The 21,422-nt window shown below is 74.8% G+C and carries 17 protein-coding genes and 2 pseudogenes; 5 read left to right on the top strand and 14 right to left on the bottom strand.

The genetic code is table 11. The annotated features are described in order from the left end of the window. Positions 1-57: 57 nt before the first annotated feature. The 5 genes from AB0E62_RS08935 to AB0E62_RS08915 all read right to left on the bottom strand — a co-directional run bounded on the left by AB0E62_RS08935 (position 58) and on the right by AB0E62_RS08915 (position 5,364). Positions 58-681, bottom strand: coding sequence for a hypothetical protein (locus tag AB0E62_RS08935; protein ID WP_362190196.1), 624 nt, complete (start codon positions 679-681; stop codon positions 58-60). Between the two features lie 153 nt (positions 682-834). Further along, on the bottom strand, positions 835-1,434 hold the full coding sequence (locus AB0E62_RS08930; RefSeq protein WP_362190194.1) for a histidine phosphatase family protein: 600 nt from the start codon (positions 1,432-1,434) through the stop codon (positions 835-837). 75 nt (positions 1,435-1,509) lie between these two features. Continuing rightward, positions 1,510-2,082 carry a DUF4232 domain-containing protein gene (locus AB0E62_RS08925; RefSeq protein WP_362190192.1) on the bottom strand — a complete coding sequence of 191 codons (573 nt, stop codon included), beginning with the start codon at positions 2,080-2,082 and terminating at the stop codon, positions 1,510-1,512. A gap of 28 nt (positions 2,083-2,110) precedes the next feature. Continuing rightward, positions 2,111-3,886, bottom strand: coding sequence for a trypsin-like serine protease (locus AB0E62_RS08920; protein ID WP_362190190.1), 1,776 nt, complete (start codon positions 3,884-3,886; stop codon positions 2,111-2,113). Positions 3,887-4,155: 269 nt separating this feature from the next. After that, positions 4,156-5,364 carry a pyridoxal phosphate-dependent aminotransferase gene (locus AB0E62_RS08915; RefSeq protein ID WP_362190188.1) on the bottom strand — a complete coding sequence of 403 codons (1,209 nt, stop codon included), beginning with the start codon at positions 5,362-5,364 and terminating at the stop codon, positions 4,156-4,158. 81 nt (positions 5,365-5,445) lie between these two features. On the opposite strand from AB0E62_RS08915, the gene AB0E62_RS08910 reads away from it, so the two are divergent. After that, positions 5,446-6,072: a winged helix-turn-helix transcriptional regulator gene (locus tag AB0E62_RS08910; RefSeq protein ID WP_362190186.1), complete on the top strand. Its 627-nt coding sequence runs from the start codon at positions 5,446-5,448 to the stop codon at positions 6,070-6,072. Positions 6,073-6,205: 133 nt separating this feature from the next. On the opposite strand, the gene AB0E62_RS08905 is transcribed toward AB0E62_RS08910, so the two are convergent. The 3 genes from AB0E62_RS08905 to AB0E62_RS08895 all read right to left on the bottom strand — a co-directional run bounded on the left by AB0E62_RS08905 (position 6,206) and on the right by AB0E62_RS08895 (position 9,858). After that, a complete protein-coding gene (locus tag AB0E62_RS08905; protein WP_362190184.1) occupies positions 6,206-7,003 on the bottom strand; it encodes a hypothetical protein in 798 nt (265 codons plus the stop codon). Then, entirely contained in the window at positions 7,003-8,265 is a 1,263-nt protein-coding gene (locus AB0E62_RS08900; protein ID WP_362190182.1) for a VWA domain-containing protein, read from the bottom strand. Before AB0E62_RS08900 ends, AB0E62_RS08905 begins: the two co-directional genes overlap by 1 nt. 93 nt (positions 8,266-8,358) lie before the next feature. Further along, positions 8,359-9,858, bottom strand: coding sequence for an IucA/IucC family siderophore biosynthesis protein (locus AB0E62_RS08895; RefSeq protein ID WP_362190752.1), 1,500 nt, complete (start codon positions 9,856-9,858; stop codon positions 8,359-8,361). A gap of 191 nt (positions 9,859-10,049) precedes the next feature. On the opposite strand from AB0E62_RS08895, the gene AB0E62_RS08890 reads away from it, so the two are divergent. After that, positions 10,050-11,549, top strand: coding sequence for an IucA/IucC family protein (locus AB0E62_RS08890; protein WP_362190180.1), 1,500 nt, complete (start codon positions 10,050-10,052; stop codon positions 11,547-11,549). A gap of 63 nt (positions 11,550-11,612) precedes the next feature. After that, positions 11,613-12,107 carry a hypothetical protein gene (locus AB0E62_RS08885; protein WP_362190178.1) on the top strand — a complete coding sequence of 165 codons (495 nt, stop codon included), beginning with the start codon at positions 11,613-11,615 and terminating at the stop codon, positions 12,105-12,107. A 63-nt stretch (positions 12,108-12,170) separates the two neighbouring features. Here AB0E62_RS08885 and AB0E62_RS08880 read toward each other — a convergent pair whose 3' ends face one another. From AB0E62_RS08880 to AB0E62_RS08870, 3 genes are read right to left on the bottom strand one after another with little or no spacing between them, the layout of a single operon-like run. Next, positions 12,171-12,731 carry a TetR/AcrR family transcriptional regulator gene (locus tag AB0E62_RS08880; RefSeq protein ID WP_362190176.1) on the bottom strand — a complete coding sequence of 187 codons (561 nt, stop codon included), beginning with the start codon at positions 12,729-12,731 and terminating at the stop codon, positions 12,171-12,173. 58 nt (positions 12,732-12,789) lie between these two features. After that, entirely contained in the window at positions 12,790-14,181 is a 1,392-nt protein-coding gene (locus AB0E62_RS08875; RefSeq protein WP_362190174.1) for an amidase, read from the bottom strand. Beyond that, positions 14,168-14,377 (bottom strand): hypothetical protein, encoded by a 210-nt coding sequence (locus AB0E62_RS08870; protein WP_362190172.1) that lies wholly within the window; start codon positions 14,375-14,377, stop codon positions 14,168-14,170. The genes AB0E62_RS08875 and AB0E62_RS08870 overlap by 14 nt, the downstream gene beginning before the upstream one ends. 179 nt (positions 14,378-14,556) lie before the next feature. Between AB0E62_RS08870 and AB0E62_RS08865 the strand changes: the two genes are divergently transcribed. Then, a complete protein-coding gene (locus AB0E62_RS08865) occupies positions 14,557-15,456 on the top strand; it encodes an MBL fold metallo-hydrolase (protein ID WP_362190170.1) in 900 nt (299 codons plus the stop codon). 128 nt (positions 15,457-15,584) lie between these two features. Here the strand turns inward: AB0E62_RS08865 and AB0E62_RS08860 are convergent, their stop codons facing one another. Both AB0E62_RS08860 and AB0E62_RS08855 read right to left on the bottom strand, forming a co-directional pair. Next, on the bottom strand, positions 15,585-18,794 hold the full coding sequence (locus AB0E62_RS08860; protein WP_362190168.1) for a M20/M25/M40 family metallo-hydrolase: 3,210 nt from the start codon (positions 18,792-18,794) through the stop codon (positions 15,585-15,587). Positions 18,795-19,032: 238 nt separating this feature from the next. After that, a complete protein-coding gene (locus AB0E62_RS08855; RefSeq protein WP_362190166.1) occupies positions 19,033-20,439 on the bottom strand; it encodes a helix-turn-helix transcriptional regulator in 1,407 nt (468 codons plus the stop codon). Between the two features lie 245 nt (positions 20,440-20,684). On the opposite strand from AB0E62_RS08855, the pseudogene AB0E62_RS08850 reads away from it, so the two are divergent. After that, positions 20,685-20,974: pseudogene (locus tag AB0E62_RS08850) on the top strand (DeoR family transcriptional regulator); the annotation flags it as partial. 313 nt (positions 20,975-21,287) lie between these two features. Here the strand turns inward: AB0E62_RS08850 and AB0E62_RS08845 are convergent. Next, positions 21,288-21,422: pseudogene (locus AB0E62_RS08845) on the bottom strand (alpha/beta hydrolase); the annotation flags it as partial.

Here is a 21,422-nt window from a genome sequence, read left to right as displayed (position 1 = left end):
CGGTCGTTCGGTGGTGCGGTCGTTCGGTGGTGCGGTCGTCCGATCCTGACACGCCGGTCACACCCGGCGCGGTGAGGCCAGCAGAAAGCGGGCCCGCGTCCGGGGTTCGGTGTGCTCGCCCGCCTGCCAGCCGGCCTCCTGGAGCGTCGCCGCGCAGGCCGCGAGCGCCCCGGCGTCCGGCGCGTACACCGCGACCGCCTCCGGCTGCGGGGTCGCCCGGACCCGGTACCCGTCCGCGCCCCCGCCCGCCGGACGGTGCCCGGCTGCCTCCAGCGCCAGCGCCGCGGCCCGCACCAGATGGGTCCGCTCCCAGCCGCACGGCCGGTCGGCGGCGCCGTCCGGGTTCGTCATCCTGCGCAGCTCCAGCAACCCCTGCCAGGCGCCGCGCACCTCGCGGAGCCGGGCCGGGCCGGACACCGGCTCCTCCTCGCCGCCGACCCGGGCCGCGAACACCCCGCTGTCCGGCGCGGACCCGCCGGGCGGCTCGGGCCCGGGTGCCGCCTCCCGGACGCGATGGCCGGCCGGGGTGAGGAAGTGGTCGTGCGGCGGCCGGGGGTGCCGGAACGCCAGGCCCCGCTTCACCAGCGCCGCGAGCTGGGCCGGCGTACCGCGCAGCCGTCCGGTGACCGGATCGGCGGCCTCGATCACCCGCCGCTGCGCGGCGGTCGGCGCTGGGGACATGGCATGCTCCTTCCGGCACCGGTCACTGCGGAGGACCGCCCGGGAGGACGCCCGCCCGGGCCCGTCGTACGGCCCACTGGAAGCGTACGGCCGGGGTCTGACAACGGCCGGGGCGTGCCGGAACGTCACCCGTGTCCGTGAGGCGGGTCCCCGCTACCCCGGGGGCCGGATGTTCCAGCCCGCCACCACGTTCCGGCCGTGTTCCGTGCCGAGGCGGCACAGCGCGCCCGTCGCGAGCTGGAAGAGGGCGCCGTGCCGGGGTGAGAGGCCCAGGCGGCGCGCGGTGAGGACGCGGAGGAAGTGGCCGTGCGCGATGAGCACGACGACCCCCTCCGTGTTGGCGAGGGCGGCGTCGGCCCTGGCCAGCATCCGGTCGGCGCGCGCCCCGACCTGCTCGGGGCTCTCACCGGGATGGTCCGGGGGGCCGGGCGGCACCCCGTCGGTGAACAGGAACCAGCCCGGCCGGGTCCGCTGGATCTCCGGGGTGGTCACCCCCTCGTAGCCGCCGTAGTCCCACTCGCACAGGTCGGCGTCGACCCGCGCGTCCGGGATCCCGATCAGCTCGGCGGTCTCCCGCGCCCGCTGGAGGGGGCTGACGAAGGCCGCCCCGATCCGGTGCGAGCGGATCAGCGGGACCAGCCGGCGCGCCTCGTCCCGCCCGCGCTCGGTGAGCGGTACGTCGGTCCGGCCGGTGTGCCGCCCGGACCGCGACCACTCGGTCTCCCCGTGCCGGACGAGAAAGAGGTCACCCATGACGGCACGGTGTCACAGGGCCCCCGCCGCCCGCAGGACGGACTGCGCCAGACGGTGATCCCCCGTCCGCGGCCGTCAGCTCCCCGCCCCGGTACGGCGCGGGGCGGTCATGGCGATGGTCTCCCCGCACGCGTCGAGCACGGCCGCCCTCCCGTGCGCGTCCGTGACCGGGACGACCGTGCCGCGGGTGTCGTGCGGGGCCGTGACGGCGGCCTCGTGCTGCCGTACGCACCAGGTGTCCGCGCCCGGCGTGCCCCGGCGGGTGTAGCGGAGGTCCACGGAGACGGCCGCGTGGCCGGGCAGGGCGACGGGTGCGGGGCGGCCGGAACCGGCGCCCTCGATGCCGTCCGCCTTGCCGTTGTGGAGCTCCAGGCGTGGGTAACCCGCGAACACGCAGGCGCCGGAACCCTTGTTGACGGCGGTGAGGCGCGCCCCGGACCGGGCGTCTCCCCGCCGGCCGCCGTCGAGCAGTGACAGCGTCCAGGTCAGCGTGGCGGTCCGGCAGGGCGGTGCGGTGGCGTCCGGTGCGGCGGTCGTGGTGGTGCCGCAGGCCGTCAGCGTCAGGCCGGCCGTGAGCGCGAGGCCGGCCGTGAGCGCGGCGAGGCCGCGGGCCGGTCGGGTGGTGGCCGGTCGGGTGGTGGCGGGCATCGTTCCCCCTGGAAGTGCCGTGGTGCGGTCAGGTGCCGGGATGGACCAGCGTGTACTCGGTGCCGAGGGACTTGGTGCCGGTGTCGGCGTACAGCGTCGTCTCCCCGTCGGACCATTGCACGACGAGGTCGTCGGCCCGGCCGTCGTGACGGAAGGCACCGGCGGTCAGCCCCCGGGCCTGCTGCCACAGCTTGTTCGGGCCGCGCACCCGGGACTTGGTGCCGGGCCCCGCGGCCGAGGTGCCGGCGTAGGTGTCGAGCGCGCCGTCGGTCCAGCGCACCAGCAGGTCCCCGGCGGCCGTACCGCCGAAGTCGCCGCCGGTCAGCAGGGCCGCCTCGGTCCAGGCGCCGCCCGCCGGCAGGACCCGGGTGCCGGTGCCGAGGCCGCCGGTGCCGGCCCCCGGGTACAGCGACAGCCCGCCGTCGGCCCAGCGGACCAGCAGTCCGGTGCCCCCGTCCGCCCGGAACGCCCCGGCGGTGAACTGGGCGGCGTTCTTCCACGCGGAACCCGGCGCCGCCATCCGGATCTCCCGGCCCAGTCCGGCGGGGCCGGGCTGCGGGTAGAGGGTGACCTCGCCGTCGGACCAGCGCACCAGCAGCCCCGCCCGGCTGCCCCCGGCGAAGGTGCCGCCGGTCACGGTACGGGCGTGGGTCCAGGTGGAGTTGGCCGGCCGCAGCCGCTTCTCCGCGCCGAACCCGCCCCTGCCGTCGCCCGGGTGGAGGGTGACCCCGCCGTCGGACCACACCACCAGCAGATCACCGTGGCGGTCGCCGGTGTACTCGCCCGACGCCATGAGGGCCGCCTTGCGCCAGCGCGCGGCACCGCCCGGCAGGCTGCCGCTCAGGCCCCGGTACGGGGGCAGGTCGGCGGGCGGGGCCTGATCGGCGACGGCGTGACCGAGGAGGCGTGCGGCGTCGGCGCCGAACGCGGTGGCGTAGCTGATGTAGTCCACGTCGGCGTCGTTGCCGCCTCCGTTGTAGCCGCCGAGGTTGCCGATGACGTGTCCGGTGCGGGCGTCGTCCTTGTAGTCGGTGATCCACGGGCTGCCGGACACCCCGCCGAAGTAGCCGCCGCAGGTCATCGACAACTGCCGGTAGCCGCGCAGCTGACGCGTGGGCACCGTGCACTTGACCGCCCGCCCGGCGCTGTTGTGCCGGTGGGAGGGGTAGCCGACGACGGTGACGCCCCGGTGGGTGTAACCGGCGGGCCGGGTGAAGGTCAGTCCGCCGCCCACCGCGTCCTGGAGGGACCTGCCCCACTGGTTGGCCGAGACCCGGGCGAACGCCGTGTCCAGGTCGGAGGCCGCCTTCTTGGTGGTGGACGAGCCCCGGTCGGGCACGTACCGCGGGTCGATGAAGATCCGCTTGACGGGGAAGATGCCGTACGGCTGCCGGTCCGGGGCCGCGCCCTTCACGAACTTGGGGACGAAGAGGTAGTCGCCCTTCATGTTCCGCGCGCAGTGGGCCGCGGTGAGCACGATGTTCCGGGACTTGGTGTCGATGACGCTGCCCGTGCAGTGCCAGGTCGTCCCGCGCGGCCCGTCGGAGCCGAAGAACGTGCCGACCAGCCGGGTGCCCCGGAACAGGGTGCCCTTCGGCCGGGCCGCCGCCCCTGCGGCCGGCGACGCGGGCGCCGGCGGGGTGTGCCGCAGCGCGTCGAGCGGCCGGGCCCCGGCCATGCGCTCGGCGGTCCAGAACCGCGCCGCCTGCCGCGCCTCCTGCCCGGCGGCCGGCGCGGGGGCCCCGGCCCGCGCGGCCGGCACCGCGGCCTGGGTCAGCGCCGCGCAGAGCAGGGCGACGGCCACCCGGCGCCGGCCGCGGCCGGAGGGTCTTCCGGAAGAGACCGGCTGTGCGGGTGGGTCCGGTTCTCCCGAGTTCGGTCTGCCGTACGAGAACACTGCTGCTTCCCCCTGGTCGATGGAGCGGACCGGGGGCGCGGCGGTGCGGTCGGCGGTGCGGTGCGGCGCTGGTCGGGCGCGCACCGGGGACCCGCCGTGGAAGTCCCCCGATCACGAGCGGTGATCTTCGCACAAGCGAGCGAAACGGGCCAACTCCCTTGCCGCCGTGGGCCTTCCTACTGCCGGTAACCGGCGAGGAACCTGCCGATCCGGCCGATGGCCGCCTCCAGGTCCTCCGCGTGCGGCAGGGTCAGGATGCGGAAGTGGTCGGGGGCGGGCCAGTTGAAGCCGGTGCCCTGGACCACCTGGATCTTCTCGCGCAGCAGCAGGTCCAGGACGAACTTCTCGTCGTCGTGGATCGGGTGCACCTTGGGGTCGATGCGCGGGAAGGCGTACAGCGCACCCTTGGGCTTCACGCAGGACACGCCGGGGATCTCGTTCAGCTTCTCCCAGGCCACCGTCCGCTGTTCGTGCAGCCGCCCGCCCGGCCGGGTGAGTTCACGGATGGACTGGCGTCCGCCGAGCGCGGCCTGGATGGCGTACTGCGCGGGCGCGTTGGCGCACAGCCGCATGGAGGCCAGCATGGTCAGGCCCTCCAGGTAGTCCCTGGCGTGCTGCTTCGGTCCGGTGACCACCAGCCAGCCGGAGCGGAAGCCCGCCACCCGGTAGGTCTTGGACAGCCCGCAGAAGGTGAGGACGACCAGGTCGGGGGCGAGCGCGGCGGCCGAGTGGTGCACGGCGTCGTCGTACAGGATCTGGTCGTAGATCTCGTCCGCGAACACCATCAGGCCGTGCCGGCGGGCGAGATCGAGGATGCCCTCGACGACCTCCTTCGGATAGACCGCGCCCGTCGGGTTGTTGGGGTTGATGATGACCACGGCCTTGGTGCGGTCGGTGATCTTCGCCGCCATGTCGGCCAGGTCCGGGTTCCAGTCGGCCTGTTCGTCGCACAGGTAGTGCACGGCCTTGCCGCCGGCCAGCGTGGTGGCGGCCGTCCACAGCGGGAAGTCCGGGGCGGGTACGAGGATCTCGTCGCCGTCCTCCACCAGCGCCTGGATGGCCATGGAGACCAGCTCCGAGACGCCGTTGCCGAGGTAGACGTCGTCCACGTCGACGTCCAGGCCCAGGGTCTGGTAGCGCTGGGCGACCGCGCGGCGGGCGGAGAGGACGCCCCGGGAGTCGGTGTAGCCGTGCGCCCGCGGCAGCATCCGGATCATGTCCTGGAGGATCTCCTCCGGCGCCTCGAAGCCGAAGGCAGCGGGATTGCCGGTGTTCAGGCGCAGCACGCTGTGCCCCGCCTCCTCCAGCGCGTTGGCGTGCTCGATCACCGGACCGCGGATCTCGTAGCACACCTCGCTGAGCTTGTTGGACTGCCGGAACTCCATGCGCCCCTCCGGAAACTCGTGGTGCTTGGTTTTACCAAGCGCGAGCTTGGAAAGTCCAACAACGCGTCTACACTGCGTCGCATGTCACCTCGCCGAAGCTACGACCAGTACTGCTCCGCAGCCCGCGCCCTCGATCTCGTCGGCGACCGCTGGACGCTGCTGATCGTCCGGGAGCTGCTGACCGGCCCCCGCCGCTACACGGACCTGCACGCGGACCTGCCCGGCGTGAGCACGGACGTACTCGCCTCGCGGCTGAAGGAGATGGAACGCGACGGCCTGGCCACCCGGCGCCGGCTGCCCCCGCCGGGCGTCGCGTACGTGTACGAACTCACCGTCCGGGGGCGCGCGTTGCTGCCCGTGCTGCAGGCGCTGAGCAGCTGGGGCGCGCGGGAACTGGGCGAGCGCAGGCCCACCGACGCGGTGCGGGCGCACTGGTTCGCGCTGCCGCTGCTGCGGGCGCTGGAGGGCGAGGGAGTCGTCGAAGTGGGCCTGGAGGAAGGCGAGTTCCACCTGCACGTCGGCGCCGGGGAAGGACCGGTCTACGGCGACGGACCCGCCCCCGGTACGGCCGACGCGCGCCTGGTGATGGACGCGGCGACCTGCGAGGCCGTCGCCCGCGGCGAGCTGGCCCTGCCGGACGCCGTACGGGACGGACGGGTGACGGTGACCGGGGAGGGCACCCTCGCCAAGGCGCTGCGCGAGGCGTGACGGGCGGCGCGGCGGAGTGACGCGCGGCGTGGCGGAGCGAGGGGCGGGATGCCCGGTCGCGGCGGCCGGAGCGGCAAAGGTGAAGGCCCGCCACGCGGGCGGGCCTTCACCGGGTCTCGGGGTGCCGTACGGCTCAGGCGCCCGGCGGCACGCGGGACGGCCGGCCCGAGCCGCGGGTCAGCGCGTAGCCGCCGATGCCGGCGAGCGCGGCCAGCACGCCGCCGATGCCGGTCCACACCCAGCGGTCCGACCACCAGCCGGACGACCAGCCGTCCCGGCCGAAGCTGGACAGCACGGCCCCCTTCGCGTCCTCCTTGTCCTCCCCGGACTTGACCGCGATCCCCGGGACGAGCGGCTTGCCCAGCGAGCCGTCGACCGCCGCCGCGCCGCCGATGTCCTTGGAGCCGACGCGCACCTCGGCGCCGACCGGCTGGCCGAGGTCGGCGCCGGCGAGGTCCACCACCGTCAGCCGGATGTAGTACGTGCCCGGCAGCGGGTCGTTGGCCCACGCCTCCGACCAGCCGCGCACCGTACGCAGCACACAGGCCAGTTCGACCGAGCCGGCGTCCGCCCCGGCGGTGCGCGACTGGGCGCCGTACTGGCAGGCCTGGCGGCGCCGCAGCCCGTCGTACACGTCGAGCTGCCAGGTCTCCGGGCCGTGCCGAACCGGGAGTTTCACCGTCGCCCTGACGGTGGGGCGCTGCCCGGTGTCCGCCGGGAAGGACCAGTACAGGTAGTCGCCGGTGGAGCCGTCGGCGGTGGCCCGCTCGCCCTGTTCGATCTCCGTCGCCGTACGGAACGAGGTGCCCGCCCGGGTGGGCGCGCCGTCGTCGGCGGACGCGCCCGGGGAGGGCGAGGAGTCGGCGGCGGCCGGTCCGGCTGCCAGCCCCAGCGCCAGCAGCGCGGCGCCCAGCACTCGTGTGATCCGCATCAGTTCGTCCTCCAGACCGCGACCCGCCAGCGTGACAGCCAGCCCCACAGCAGACCCGCGAGGAACCCGGCCAGCACCAGCGCGCCGAGCAGCCACCAGCCGCGGCCGAGGCCGAAGGAGGCCACGTCGTGGTGGCCCGAGGGGCCGTCCACCACGTCCACGGTCAGCTCCAGCGGCAGGCCCGGCGTGGTCTTCACGCCCGAGGCCGCCGAGAAGGACTGGGTGACCTGGAGGCACACCGTCTCGGCGGGGGCCGAGTCGTCGTCGCTGTCCTGCTTCGGGTAACGCAGACCGGTGGAGATGACGTCCGTGCGGCCGGTGCCGGCGGCCTCGCCGCGCACGATCTCCCGGCCGTGCACGGTCACCGCCCGCAGCAGCACCCCGTAGTGGGGGTTCACGGCCCGGTCGTCCGCCACGCTCACCGAGGCGCGCAGCTCCTGGCCGGGCTCGACGGCCACCTTGTACCAGCGCTGCTGCCCGAACTCCTCGCGGTCGGTGTAGAGGCCGGACGTGAGGACGGGAGCCTTCTCGCACCGGTCGGCGCCCTCGGTGGCGACCGGCGTCACCACCGGATCCGCCGCCTGGTCCACCAACTGGCCGACGCGGTCGCTCAGTTCCTCCTTGTGGCGGACGTCGGTGTAGGTACCGCCGGTGGCGTCCGCGATGCAGCTGAGCTGTGCGCGGGTCTTGGCGTCCGGCACCAGGCCGAGGGTGTCGATGGTCAGGCCGATGCCCTTGGCGGCTATCTCCCGGGCCACCTCGCACGGGTCGAGCGGCTGGCAGGTGTCCTCGCCGTCGCTGATCAGCACGATGCGGCGGATGCCGTTCCCGCCGTTCAGGTCGTCCGCCGCCTTCAGCAGCGCGGGCCCGATCGGGGTCCAGCCGGTGGGCGCCAGCGTGGCCACGGCCGTCTTCGCGTCGGTACGGTTCAGCGGGCCGACCGGGTACAGCCGCGCGGTGTCCTTGCAGCCCTCCTTGCGGTCGTCGCCGCGGTAGTTCGCGCCGAGCGTCCGGATGCCGAGCTGCACCTCCTCGGGCGTCGCGTCCAGCACCTCGTTGAACGCCTGCTTCGCCGCGGCCATCCGGGTGCCGCCGTCGATGTCCCGGGTCCGCATGGACCCGCTGACGTCCAGCACGAGTTCGACCTTCGGAGCGCCCTGCTCCGTCTCGTCGGCGACCGCACCCGAGGGGAACGCGATCCCGGCGGTCAGGGCGGCGAACAGCGCACAGACCCCCACCGCCAGCCGTTGTCTTCTGATCATCGCCGGATCCTATTGACCGGACGGGCCGGACTCCAAAACGCCGGGCGGGCCGGCAGACCAACGCCGGTGCCGGTCAGGCGAGTCGGCGCACGGTCAGTGCGGAACCGACCGTGGCTGCGGCAGCCCGGTCCAGAGGTCGCCCGTGCCACCGGGGGACAGCCGCATCAGGGTCAGGGCCTTGGCCGGGAGGGGTGCTTCGCGCAGGTAGGGCAGGTCCGGGGTGGCGGGCAGCTCCGGGAGGGCCGTCTCCAGGGCGGAGGCCAGGGCGGGGGCGGAGCCCGCCGTGCCCGCCAGGGCGCCGCACAGCAGGGAGCCGAACAGCTTGCGGCGCAGGGCCGTGGGGTCGTCGGTGATCAGACGGCCCGTGAGGGCGGGCGGGGCGATGCCGTGCCGGGACAGCCGGGCGGGGCTGATCCGGATGTCGGCCAGATCGCGGTAGACCAGCCGCAGCGGGGTGCCGTCCGCCCCCAGCACGACCAGCAGGTTCTGGCCGTGGGCCTCCAGTGCCACCCCCAGCTCCAGCAGGCGCAGGCCCACCGTGAGCGCCAGCCGCGCGAACCGCGCGAGCCAGCCCGGACGGCCGGGCAGGGACGTGGTGGCGAGCGCGGCCACCGGCACCACCCGCTCGCCCGGCCCCGCGTACTCCTCCGGTGGCTGCCGCAGCAGCGCCGCCAGGTCGGGGGAGTGCGCGGTGACCGCCCCGAGCGTACGGGTGAGGTGCAGCAACCCGTCGGTACGCGCCGTCAGTTCCCCGGCGAAGTCCGACAGCGGCGCCGCCGCCCGCACCGAGTACACGGAGATGTCCCGCACCGACGACGTCAGCCGGGCGCTCAGCGCCGTCTTCACGTGCGGGCCGCCGGGCAGCGCCAGGGTACGCAGCGACATCAGCGGCCGGGCCGGGCGCCACACGTCGTACGTCCGCTTGAGCACATGCGCGGCCTGCCAGGGATGCACCGGCAGCAACAGCCGTTCCCCGTCCCGCAGTTCCGCGGGCCACTCCCCGGACACCAGGCACTCGCCCGCCGGCACCGGCACCGTGCCCAGCTCCACCACCGGCCCGTGCTCCGGACCGTACGCGAGCTGGTCCGCCACCGAGAACCCGGGCCGGGACCGGCAGCCCGGGTGGAACGGGTGCCCGTCCGTCACCCGCCGCTCCCACTCCCAGTCCTGCCGCGGCCACTGCTCCCGCCGCTCCGCTCCCGCCCGGGACAGCGCCAGCGACGCCACGCTGTGCGCCAGCTCCGCCGCGAACCCGGCCGCGCCCGGCCCCCCGAGGGCGCCCATCAGCCGCGCCGGATCGTCGTACCGCTCCCGGTCCAGGTGGACAGCGTCGACGTAGGCGGCGGTGGCGTACGGGTCCGCGTGCGGTCCGCGCAGCCGCCGGCCGTCGGACAGGCGCAGCGCAAGGCCGTGCGCCCCGCACGCGCGGCCGGTGACGAACGGCAGCGGCTCGTGGGCCAGCGCCCGCCACAGCCGGGTCAGCACGGCGGCCCGGGCACCGGGCAGCTCGGCCGCGTATCCCGGCAGCAGGCCGGGCCGGACGGCGGCCAGTTCCTCGGCGATCACGGACTCGGCGGCGCGGTCGGGGTGCACGGTCGGCTCCTGGGGCAGTCGGGACACGGCACGATTGTCGGGGACCGCCCGGCAGGGCGGAGCCGGGCGCGCTCTGCACGGCCGTGGCGGAAGCCGCCCACGACGGCGGCCATACTGTTCGTCTCCGGCTGCGCGCCGACGCACCACCCGGCGTGTGCCGGGCCGACCACGGGCCCCTGGACGACGGACGAATGGAACGCGTGGACCTCACACCCCCCACCGGCGAGACGGGCCGACCGGCCGACGCGTACGCGGCAGCGCCCCTGCTCAACTGCCTGCTGCGGGAGGTGGCGGAGCCGCTCCCGGGCGCCGGTGACCGCCGGGTGCACCGGCTGCCCGACGGCCGGCTGCTGCGGGTGCGCGCCGGGCGCCGGCCCGCCGATCCCGAGCTGTACACGGCCGGTGCCTGGCACCGCGTCGGCCATCCGGAACTGGTCAAACTGGTCGCGGAGGTGCTGCGCCGGCACACCGGGCTGCCCGGCGGCGACCTGCCCGCCGAGATGATCGACAGCCGGGACGCGGTCGCCGCCCTGCTCACCGCCCGCGCCCGGGCCACGCCCCCCGCGGACCCGTATCTGCGCTCCGAGCAGTCCCTGCTCACCGGCCACCCCTACCACCCGGCCCCCAAGGCGCGCGGCGGCGGCCCGGTCGCGTCCTGGCTGCCGTACGCCCCCGAGGCGCACGCCCGTTTCCCGCTGACGCTGCTCGGCGTCCGCGAGGACCAGGTGGCCGAGGAGGGCGACACCGGTGCCCTGGACGCCCTCGGGACCGCCCCGCCCGGCTACCGGCTGCTGCCGGCCCACCCCTGGCAGCTCGACCTGGCCGGCCGCGACCTCGCCCCCGCGTTCGCCGACGGCCGGCTGCTGCGGCTCGGCAGCACCGCGTTCCCGGTCTGGCCGACGGCCGCCGTCCGTACGGTGTACGAGCCCCGCCGCGACCTGTTCCTGAAGTTCAGCCTGGACGTGCGCATCACCAACGACATCCGCCGGCTGTGGCGCCACGACCTCGGCCGGCTGCGCCGCACCGACACCGCCGCCACCCGCGCCTTCGCGGCGCTCGGCCCGGCCGCGGCCTGGCTGAGCGACCGCGGCTACCGCACCGCCGCCTTCGCCTTCGAGGAACTGGCCGTGCTGGTCCGCGACGGGCTGCGCGGCCACCTCGTGCCGGGCGCCACCCCGCTGCTCGCGGCGGGTCTCGCCGAGGGCTTCGACGGCAGCCCGCTGGCCGCCGCGCCGGACCCGGCCGGCTGGTGGCGGGCCTATCTGCGGCAGGTCGTCCCGCCCGCCCTGACCGCGTTCCACGCCCACGGCGTCGTCCTGGAGGCCCATCTGCAGAACACGCTGGTCGCCGTGGACGCGTCCGGCACGCCCGTGCAGGCCCTGTTCCGGGACGCCGAGGGCGCCAAGCTGCTGCCGGACGTCGGCCGGGCGTCCGGCTGGGAACGGCTGGTGTACTGCCTGGTCGTCAACCACCTCACCGAGATCGCCGGCGCCCTCGCCGACCACCACCCCGGCTACGACCCCTGGCCCGCCGTCCGCCGTGAACTGGCCCGGCACGACCTGCCCGAGATCCCCGCGCTGCTCACCGCGCCCACCCTGCCCGGCAAGACGAACCTGCTGCTGCGCTGGACCGGCGCGAACGGCGCCACGGCCCGCTATCTGCCCTTGCCGAACCCGCTGCTGGGCGACTAGACGATCACCTGCTGGGGCCGCGTCGACCCCCTGCGCACCGGCGAGCGGGACCACCGCTGGAAGATGCTCGCAGGAGAGCTGGGGGTTCCGCTGCCGACGGACTACACGGACTACAAGGAACTCTGCGAGGCGTTCGGCGGCGGCGTCTTCAGTGAGTGCGTGTACTTCCCGGGGAGTGACGAGGGCGTCTCGTTCGACCTCCTGGCACAGTGGCGGGCCGCCCTGTCGGTGGACCGGGACGGCGGGTTCGGTGACGTGTCCGCCGTCGATCCCCATGCCGTCTACGCGCCGGGCGGCAAGGGGCTGGTCCAGTGGGGCTCCACCGAATGGGCCGACGAGTACTTCCGGCTGATCGACGCGGAGCGGCCGGGCGAACACCCCGTCCTCGCCCGGTCCAACGACATCGACGCACGGCACCGGTACGACATGCCCACCTCGGAGTTCCTCGACCGCGTCCTCGCCGACGCCGATTTTCACCCGTTCGGGATCGCGCGGTACGGCCTCGGCACGGCGTTCGAGTCCGGCTCCGGCGGCCCCGTCGACGGTCACCCGCTCTGACGGACGGCCGCCCGGTCTCGGCAGACACGCTCCGGCACCGCCGCCCCCGGTCAGCGACCGCCTCTACGGGCTGCCGAGGAACTCGGCCACCAGCCGGCGGGCGTACGCGGCGTCGAGGCCGGCCGGACGGAAGAGGATGCGGTACATCATGGGGGCGACGACGCGGTCCATGGCCGCTTCGACGCCGGGCGTGTTCTCCCCGCGGCCGGCCGCGCGGGCGAAGATGACGCCGATCTGTTCGGCCGCGTAGGCCGAGCACTGGCCGGCGTTGCTGCCGTCCGGGTCGCCGAGGAGGGCGTCGCGGACGTAGGCGCGCCCCGAGCCGGACGCCATCTCGTCGAGGAACTGTTCGGCCCAGGCCGTGAGGTCGGACCGCAGGTCGCCGTGGTCCTCCGGCTCACCGTCGGGACGGAGCCGTTCCACCGCGACGTCCGACAGCAGCTCGGCCAGGTCACCCCAGCGGCGGTAGACCGTCGACGGGGTGACGTCGGCGCGCCGGGCTATCAGCGGGACGGTCAGCGCGTCGCGGCCCACCTCCGCCAGGAGTTCCCGCACGGCGGAGTGCACCGCGGCCTGGACCCGGGCGCTACGCCCGCCGGGGCGCACCATGTGCTTGCGGCTCATGCGCACCAGTTTAAAGCGTAGGTTTAGCGTTTAGAGGGCGCCGGGCCCACCGCCTCGCTCAGGCGACCGGCGCGAGCGCCCGGGCGGGCTGCGTCCGCTCGTAGGCGCGGCCCACCCGCAGCAGGGTCCGTTCGCCGAGGGGCCGGCCGAGCAACTGCAGGCCGATGGGCATGCCCGCCGTGTCGTGGCCGACGGGGACGGACAGGGCGGGCACCCCGGTGATGTTGGCGGGGGAGGAGAGGCGTACGTAGGCGTCGGACACGCTCTCCGTCGTGCCGTCGGGCCAGGTGACGGTCTCCTGGGCGGCCGGGACCGCGGTCATCGGGACCGTCGGGGCGGCGATCACGTCCACCTCCTCCAGCAGGCGGGCCCAGGCGCGGCGCATCAGGGTGCGGGCGCGCTGGGCCCGCAGGTAATCGCCTGCGCTCATCAGTTCGCCGGCCTCCAGGAGGATCCGCACGTCCGCCTGGTACAGCTCGGGCACGGTGCGCAGGGTGCGCTCGTGGTAGGCGGTGGCCTCCGGCACCATGAGGCCCCACTGGGTGGCCTGGACGTAGCGGGTCATCGGGATGCCGGTCTCGACGATCCGGGCGCCGAGCGCCTCCAGGTGGGCGATGGCGCGGTGGACGGCAGCGGCCACCTCCGGGTCGGTGCGGTCGAAGTAGTAGTTGCCCGGCACTCCGACGCGCACACCGGTGAGGTCCGGGTCGTGTTCCGGCCGGTGGCCGGGGCCCGGGGTGTCCAGGGAGGCGGGGTCGTGCGGGTCGTGCCCGGCGAGGACGGCCAGGACCAGGGCCGCGTCCTCGACGGTGCGGGTGACCGGGCCGACGTGGTCGAGCGACCAGGACAGCGAGGTGACGCCGTGGCGGGACACCAGCCCGTACGTCGGCTTGAGGCCGACCACGCCGTTCAGCGCGGCGGGCACCCGGATCGATCCGCCGGTGTCGGTGCCGAGGGCGAAGGTCGCCGCCCCGGTGGCGACCGCGACGGCGGACCCGCCGCTGGAACCGCCGGCGACCCGGCCGCCGTCCCAGGCGTTGCCGGTCTGCGGGGTGGTCAGCCCGTAGGCGAACTCGTGGGTGTGGGTCTTGCCGGTCAGGATCGCGCCGGCGGCCCGCAGCCGGGCGGCGACCGTGCTGTCGGTGGCCGCGCGGTGGCCGTCCCGGACCCGGGAGCTGGCGGTGGTGGCCGTGCCGGCGACGTCGATCAGGTCCTTGAGCCCGGCCGGAACGCCGTGCAGCGGCCCCCGGTACCGGCCCCGGGAGATCTCCCGGGCGGCCTCGCGCGCCGCGCTGCGGGCCTGCTCCGCGGCGACCGTGACGTACGCCTCCACCTGGGGATTCACCCGGTCGATGCGTTCGAGGACGGAGTCGGTCAACTCGACGGGTGACAGCCGCCGTTCGCGGATCTCGGTGGCGGCGGCGGCGAGGGTCAGCTCATACGGCCGCATCGTGCTTCCCCTCTCCCGCGCGGTAGGCACCGGCGGGCGGGGTGTCCCCGAAGTCCAGCTCGCGCAGGACCGCGACGACGGCGTGGATGTGGTTGACGGTGGCCGCGACCGCGGCGTGGCGGTCAGGGGGCAGCACGAGCCCGGCCCGGGCGGCCCAGCGGGCGGCCTCGGGCGGCGTGAGTTCGGCGGAAGACACGGATCCCTCATCTGGTCGGGGCCGGAGCGGCGAGGCACTCCACGCCAAAAGCTAACCGTTTGCTTTAAGGGACGGTAGGGCCTAGCCTTCCTTAAGGCAAATTCATTGCGTTTGTGGGAGGTCAGGTGACGGCCGCCCCGCGACCCGCCTCCGCCGAAGAGCAAAGGAAACGAACGACCATGCAGTCCCCCTCCGCGGCCGCCCTCCCCTCCTGGACCGTGGGCGACGTCACCGTCCACCGCGTCGACGAGGTCCTGCTGCCGCCGGCGACCGGCTCCTGGCTGCTGCCCGACGCCACCCCCGAGGTGGTGACCGGCCAGGACTGGCTGCGCCCCGACTTCGCCGGCCACGACGGCGTCCTCCGCCTCGCCAGCCACAGCTTCGCGTTCGTCGTGGACGGGCTGCGCGTGCTCGTCGACACCGGCATCGGCAACGGCAAGCAGCGGGCCAACCCGGCCTGGCACGACCTGCGCACCGATTACCTGGAGCGCCTCACCGCGGCCGGCTTCCCGCCGGACTCCGTCGACCTGGTGGTCCTCACCCACCTGCACGCCGACCACGTCGGCTGGAACACCCGGCGGGTGGACGGCGCGTGGACTCCCACCTTCCCCGCCGCCCGCTACGTCACCGCCCGCGCCGAACGGGAGTTCTGGGCTGGGTACGACATGGAGGAGGCGCGCCGCCAGATGTTCCGTGACTCGGTGACCCCGGTCGAGCGGGCCGGCCTGCTCGACCTGGTCGACGTCCCGGCCGGCGGCCTGCGGCTCGTCCCGGGCCTGCGCCTCCTCCCCACTCCGGGCCACACCCCCGGCCATGTCGCCGTGGAACTGACCAGCCGGGGTGGGACGGCGCTGATCACCGGTGACTGCGTCCATCACCCGGTCCAGCTCGCCCACCCCGCCATCGGCGCCTGCGTCGACATCGACCCCCGGCGGTCCGAGGCCACCCGTCGCGCGCTGCTCGCCTCCCTCGCCGGTACCGGCACCCTGCTGCTGGGCACCCACTTCGCCCCGCCCACCGCCGGCCGGGTCGTCGCCCACGGGGATGCCTACCGGCTGCTCCCCGTCCCCCCGGCCTGACCGGGCCCCGCGTCCCTGGCATCCGTACGGAGCGGCGGCGGCCTTCCGGCCGCACACGGCGGAGCCCCGGCCGGCCCCCCTCCCACGGGGGCCGGCCGGGGCCGGTGTGTGCGGCCGTGCGGTGACCGTCAGACTCGCTCCCACAGGGCGGGGACGTTCGGCGGCTCCCAGCCCGGGTAGGCGGTGTGGCCCTGGACGCACCGGTAGCTGACGCCGTCGTAGGTCACGATGTCACCGGCCGCGTAGGTGGCGCCCACCTGCCAGGTGGTCCCGCCGCCGTCACCGCCGGGCACGGTGAGGGTGTACGTGGTGGTGTGGCCGACCTGGCCCGTTCCCGTGATGGTGAGGGTGTACGTGCCGCCGGACGTGCCCGCGGCGACCTGCACGGTGGCGGTCGAGGACTGGCCGGAGGTCACCGTGGACGGGCTGAACGACACGCTCACACCCGCCGGAGCGCCGGACGCCGACAGCCGGACGCTCTGGGCGTTCCCGCTGGTGGTGGCGGTGGATACGGTCACCGTGGCGGACGAGCCGGGCGATACCGTGCCGGCGGCGGGGCTGGCGGAGACCGAGAAGTCGTCGGCCGGTGCGGGCGCGTCACCGACGGCCGTCTTCCAGATCGTGTACGCGATCCCGTCCGCGCTGCGGTTCAGCGCGGTGGCGTTGATGTTGCCGGTGGTGTCGCAGGCGGAGTGGTAGCACGAGTCGTAGGCGCGGCCCGCGGTGCCTCCCCACTTGGCGGCCTCGGCGGCGGACTTCACGGCCGAGGCGCCGGTGGCGTAGCCGGAGGTGGGGATGCCCACCTGCTGGAAGGAGTAGTCGTCGGAGCGGCCCTGGCCCTCGACGTTCTCCTGCGGGGCCAGGCCCAGGGAGTCCCAGTAGGCCTTCATCGGCGCCGAGGCGGCCGAGTTCAGGTTGTTGACGAAGTAACCCGCGTTGGTCGAGGCGACCATGTCGAAGTTGTAGTACGCCTTGATCCGGGCGCGTTCGGCCGTGGAGAGCGAACGGGCGTAGAAATCGGAGCCGTTCAGGCCCTGCTCCTCGTCGGTCCACCAGGCGAAGCGGACCCGGTTCTTCATGGTGGGGCCGGACTGCGCCAGGGTCAGCGCGGTCTCCAGGAGCGCGGCGGAGCCGGAGCCGTTGTCGTTGATGCCGGGCCCGGCGGACACGCCGTCGAGGTGCGCGCCGAACATGTAGACGTTGTTCGCGTCGCCCTTCGGCCACTCGGCGATCAGGTTGTTGCCCGCTCCCGCGGTGCAGCCGGAGGTGCAGCTCTGCTCGGTGACCGTGTAGCCCGCCGTCTGGAGCCGGTCCTTGACGTAGGCGAGCGAGGCCCGGTAACCGGCCGTGGTGGAGCGGCGGTTGCCGCCGTTCTGCGAGGCGATGGTGTTCAGCTGGGTCAGGTGCGCCTGCACCTTGGCCACGTCGACGTCCGGCGGGGTGGACGGGTTGCCGCCGCTGCCGCCGCCCACCCTCAGCGTGTACTGGGCGGTGTGCGCCTTGGTGCCGGCGGCGCCCGTGACCGTGATCTGGTAGGTCCCGGCGGCCGTGGCCGACGAGGTGGAGACCGTCATCGTGGAGCTGCTGCCGGAGGTGACCGTCGCCGGGCTGAAGGAGACGTTCACCCCGGCCGGTGCGCCGGAGGCGGTCAGCGAGACCTGCTGGGCGCTGCCGGAGACGGTGGTGGTGTTGACGGTGGCGCGCGCCGAGGAGCCCGCGTCGACGTCACCCGAGGCGGGGCTGAGCGCCAGCGAGAAGTCGGTCTGCTCTCCCGTGCAGGTCGGGTCGCCGGTCTGCGCGGACACGCTGATCGCGTCCCAGGCGGCCTTGGTGGAGTTGAACAGGGAGCAGCTGGCGTCGAGGTTCTTCGCCGTGGTGAGTGTGGCGGTGCGGTAGCGCTTGTACGTCATGCCGCTGGTCTTGAGCAGCATGGCGCCGTAGAAGACCTTGCCCGCGTTCTGGATGCCGACGCCGGTGACGGTGGAGTTGTTGCAGGTGGGGCTGGAGGGCTTGCCGCCGCCGGGGCTGGAGCCCTCGGCCAGCAGGTAGAACCAGTGGTTGAGCGGGCCGGCCGCCGCGTGTTCCTCGGTCTGCGGGATCGACGCGGAGTAACAGTTGGGGTTGTTGCCGACCAGGCTGGGGTTGTACATGTTGCGGATCGGGCCGCGGCCCTGGAGGTTGATCATCTCGCCGACGGTGTAGTCGGGAGTGTCGTACGGCGCCGGCTCGTTGGCGTACGCCTCGGTGAGGGCGCCCATGATGTCGCCGGTCGCCTCGCCCAGCCCGCTCTCGTGGTTGGCGCCGCCGGGGGTGAAGGAGTCCAGGCCGTGGCCGAACTCGTGGCCCACCACGTCGATCCCGGCGATCCACTCGTTGGCGCTGTTGTGCCCGATGGTGATGGTGGAGCCGTCCCAGTACGCGTTCAGCTCGTTGAGGCCGACCCGGACCGGCCAGCTGCCGCCGTTGCCGTCGTGCCCGTTGCGGCCGAGCCAGTTCTTGAGCATGTCGGATTCCTTCTGCGCGGCGAACATCGCGTCCACACAGCCGGTTTCCTTGCTCGTGGGGCTGCCGGTGCCCCAGGTGTCGGTCGCCTTGGTGAACAGGCCGCCGCTGTAGTCCGAACACTGCAGTCCGGGCCGGGTGGTGTCGCGCAGCACGTAGGAGGAGCCCGACCGGGAGGTGTCGATGGTCAGCGGGTTCGGGCCGTTCCACTTGCTGGTGCCGCTGCCCGCCCGCACGTCGTCGTAGGTGTCGACGACCTTCCCGGTGCGCGCGTCGACGAAGACGTGCAGCCGGCTGGGGACGTCCGCCGCGGTGCGCCCCGTCAGCACGGTCTCCCAGGCGAGGGTGGCGCGGTCGCCCCCGGCCCGCACGACCAGCCGCCGGGAGTCGACCTTCTCGGTCTTCGCGAGCCTGGCCCGGCTGGTGCGGACCGCCTGGGCGGCGGTGACCCGGGCCCTGGTGGAGAGCGAGATCCTGGCCTTGGTGGCGGACTGGACGGAACGGACCTTGCCGGCGCCGTCGGCCAGGACGACCACGTCACCGCCGACCACGGGCAGGCCCCGGTAGGTGCGCTCGTAGGCGACGGAGTACAGGCCCTTGACCCAGGGGGTGACCTGCCGCCGGTCGTACTGCTCCTCGGGACCCTTGGCCAGCGCGTCGAGGCCGCTGCGTGCCGCCTGGTCGGCGGCGGCGACGGCTCTGGCGACGGGGGTCGGTGCCGGTTGGCCCGCCGGGGGAGCGGCGTGGGGCGCGGCCGAGGCGAAGGCGGCCGGCATCACCACCCCACCCAGCGTCAGGGCCAGGGATGTCCCGGCCACCGCCAGCTTTCTCAGCATCGTTGCTCCTTGTGAGAGGTCGTGGGGCGCACCCGACGGCCCGGAAAGGCATGCTCATGCCAATCAATGGGCCGGCGTCCGCGGTGCGTCGGTGTCTCCGTCCGCCCCGCGCCGGAGCGGCACGCCGCGCCGCCGGGCTGGCCGAACCCTCACACCACCCCGCGCCCGGGTCAACGGCCCGCGGCCCGCCGTCCCGTCCTGGCAAAAACCGGCAAAGGCCGGGGGCGCCGGGACCCGCTCAGATCCCCGCGGCCCACAACCGGTCGCGGTACTCCCTGACCTCCGGCACGTCACCCCAGCGGGAGAGCAGCCTGCCGTGCAGTCCGCGCAACTCGGCGTTGATCACCAACTCCCGTGAGGACACCGCCTCGTCGAGCACCGGGGCCGCCAGGGCGACCGCCGCGCCGGGATCACCCGCGCACGCCCAGCTGTCGGCCAGGCGGAGGGTGAGCAGCAGCCGGGTCTCCCGCATCGCCGGGGGCAGTTGGGCACGGGAGCGCGCGGTGGCGTGGACGGCGCGCCGCGCCGTCATCCGGTCACCGGTCGCGGCGGCGAGGTCGCGCAGCGCCCCGCCGATCGCCGACTCCACCCTCATCTCGCCCTCGGCGCCGGACAGCCAGGGCGCCTCCAGGAGGTCCCGGTGGCCGAGGCGGGCGAACCCGCGCCGGGCCAGGGCGATGTTCCGCCGGCACTCGGCGGCGTCGTGGCCGAGCGCGTGCCCGCGCGCCCGGTACAGGTGGGAGAGGGTGACCACCCACCGCCGCCCGGGGTCCACCGCGCCGATGGCCTCGGCGTACGCGAGCGCCGACCCGGCGTCCCGGTCGAGCCGGACCAGGGTGCACACGTCACTGAGCAGGGTCGCCCGGGCCGGCACATCGTGCACCGCGTCCGCCCAGCCCAGGCCGTGACCGAACCAGGCCATGCCGATGCTGCTCTGCCCCCGCTGCATCCGCAGCCGCCCGGCGACCTGGGCGTACTGGGCGGCCAGCCGGAGCTGCCCGTACGGCAGCCGGCCGGCGGAGTTCACCGCCCCGGCCCACCGCACCAGGACCCGTAACAGCCGCTCCACCGTGGTCAGGCCGTCGGACGCGCCCCGGTGCAGCGCGCCGCGGATCAGGCAGGCCAGGACCGCGGTGAGTGCGTGGAGCACCTCCGGCTCGCCGCCTGCCGGCCCGTCGAACCCGCCCTGCGGCCTGGTCAGCAGGTCCAGCAGGTACGGGGTCCCCGCCCGGTCGGGCACCGCACAGCCCACCGTGCCGTGCAGCGGGCACGCCAGCCCCTCGGCGGGCAGCTCCGACGGCCACAGCGCGGGGTCCAGCACCTCCTGGCCGACGGGTGCTTCCCCGCCGCCCGGCACCGGCGCGAACAGCCGCGGGTCCGCCGGCGGGCGGTCGGGGCGGTACGGCGTGCCGCGCGGCGCGGCGGCGACGGCCGCCAGCTCGCCGCCGGTCCCCAGGACGGAGTCGAGCCGGCCCACGAGCCCGGCCGGCGGTTCGCGCAGCCCCGCTTCGAGCCTGCTGATGAGGCTGTGGTGGTATCCCACCTTCAGCCCGAGCTGTGACTGGGTCAGTCCGGCCTGCCGGCGCCAGGCCCGCAGCCGCCGCCCGAACTCCGCCCAGGATTCCACCGGCTGTGCCGTCTCCACAGACCTGCCCCTCCTGACGAAGGCCCCACCGCCGATGGCGTGACGCCGGGTGCTGCAGGTCCGCGGCACGGGTCGGGGGTGCGGGGGCCGGCGCTGGTCCGGACCTGATTCGCTAGGTCTAGACCATAGCCGCGAACCGGTCCCGGTCAAGAGCCCGTACGAGGCGAACCGCGGCCCCGGGGCAGCCCCTTCCCGCGCCCCGGTGCCATGGCGCCCGGCTGCTTCCGCGCGCACATCCCCCACAGGCCCCGGTGATCACCACCGCTCCGCTCGACCGTCCGGAGGCGGAGGTCCTCCTGCCCGGCGGCCGCCTGTTCGCGCACTCGGCGGTCACCCGCGGTGCGCCGCGGTCGAAGCCGCGCGGAACGTCTCCGCCGGTCTCCTCCTCCTCGGCGTCACCGGCGCGCACCGCGAGGCGGGACTCACCCCCGGCGACGCCGAGGACACCGCGACGAAACGCGCCCTCGCGGCACATGCCGCGGACACCCACGTCCTCGCCTCCGCCGAGAAGACCGGCACCGCTTCCCGGTACCGCGGGCCTGCGCGGGCGCCTTCGTGCCGGCGCCGCCGGGCTCCCGGACGGGCACCGTCCCACCCCGCACCGGCCGGACACCCCCGGCCTCAGCCACCGCCGCCCGCCGGACGCGGCCGAGCCCGACCGCGTCGACCCCGCACCGGCCGGTGTGGACAGGACTCCTCGTACGACCGGCTGTCCGCCGTGACCCGGCCTCCTTCCCCGCCCGGCCTCCTTCCCGCCCGGCCTCCTTCCCCGCCCGGCCGCGGCCGGTGACGCAGGCGTCCGGCGCTCCGCGGAGGAGCACCGGACGCATCATCCTGGCCGTGCCGGGTCAGCGGCGCAGGAACTCGATCAGGTCCTGGTTGAAGCGCTCCTTGTCGCCGGGGACCATGGCGATGCCGTGCGAGCCGCCCTCGTACACCTTGAGTTCGGCGTCGGCGATGATCTCGGCGGACTTGCGGCCGGT

Origin of the sequence: Streptomyces sp. NPDC038707 (assembly GCF_040636485.1) — a bacterium.
Taxonomy (GTDB): Bacteria; Actinomycetota; Actinomycetes; order Streptomycetales; family Streptomycetaceae; genus Streptomyces.
Note: the sequence above shows the minus strand (reverse complement) of the source record. Positions and strands in the feature narration are given on the sequence as shown.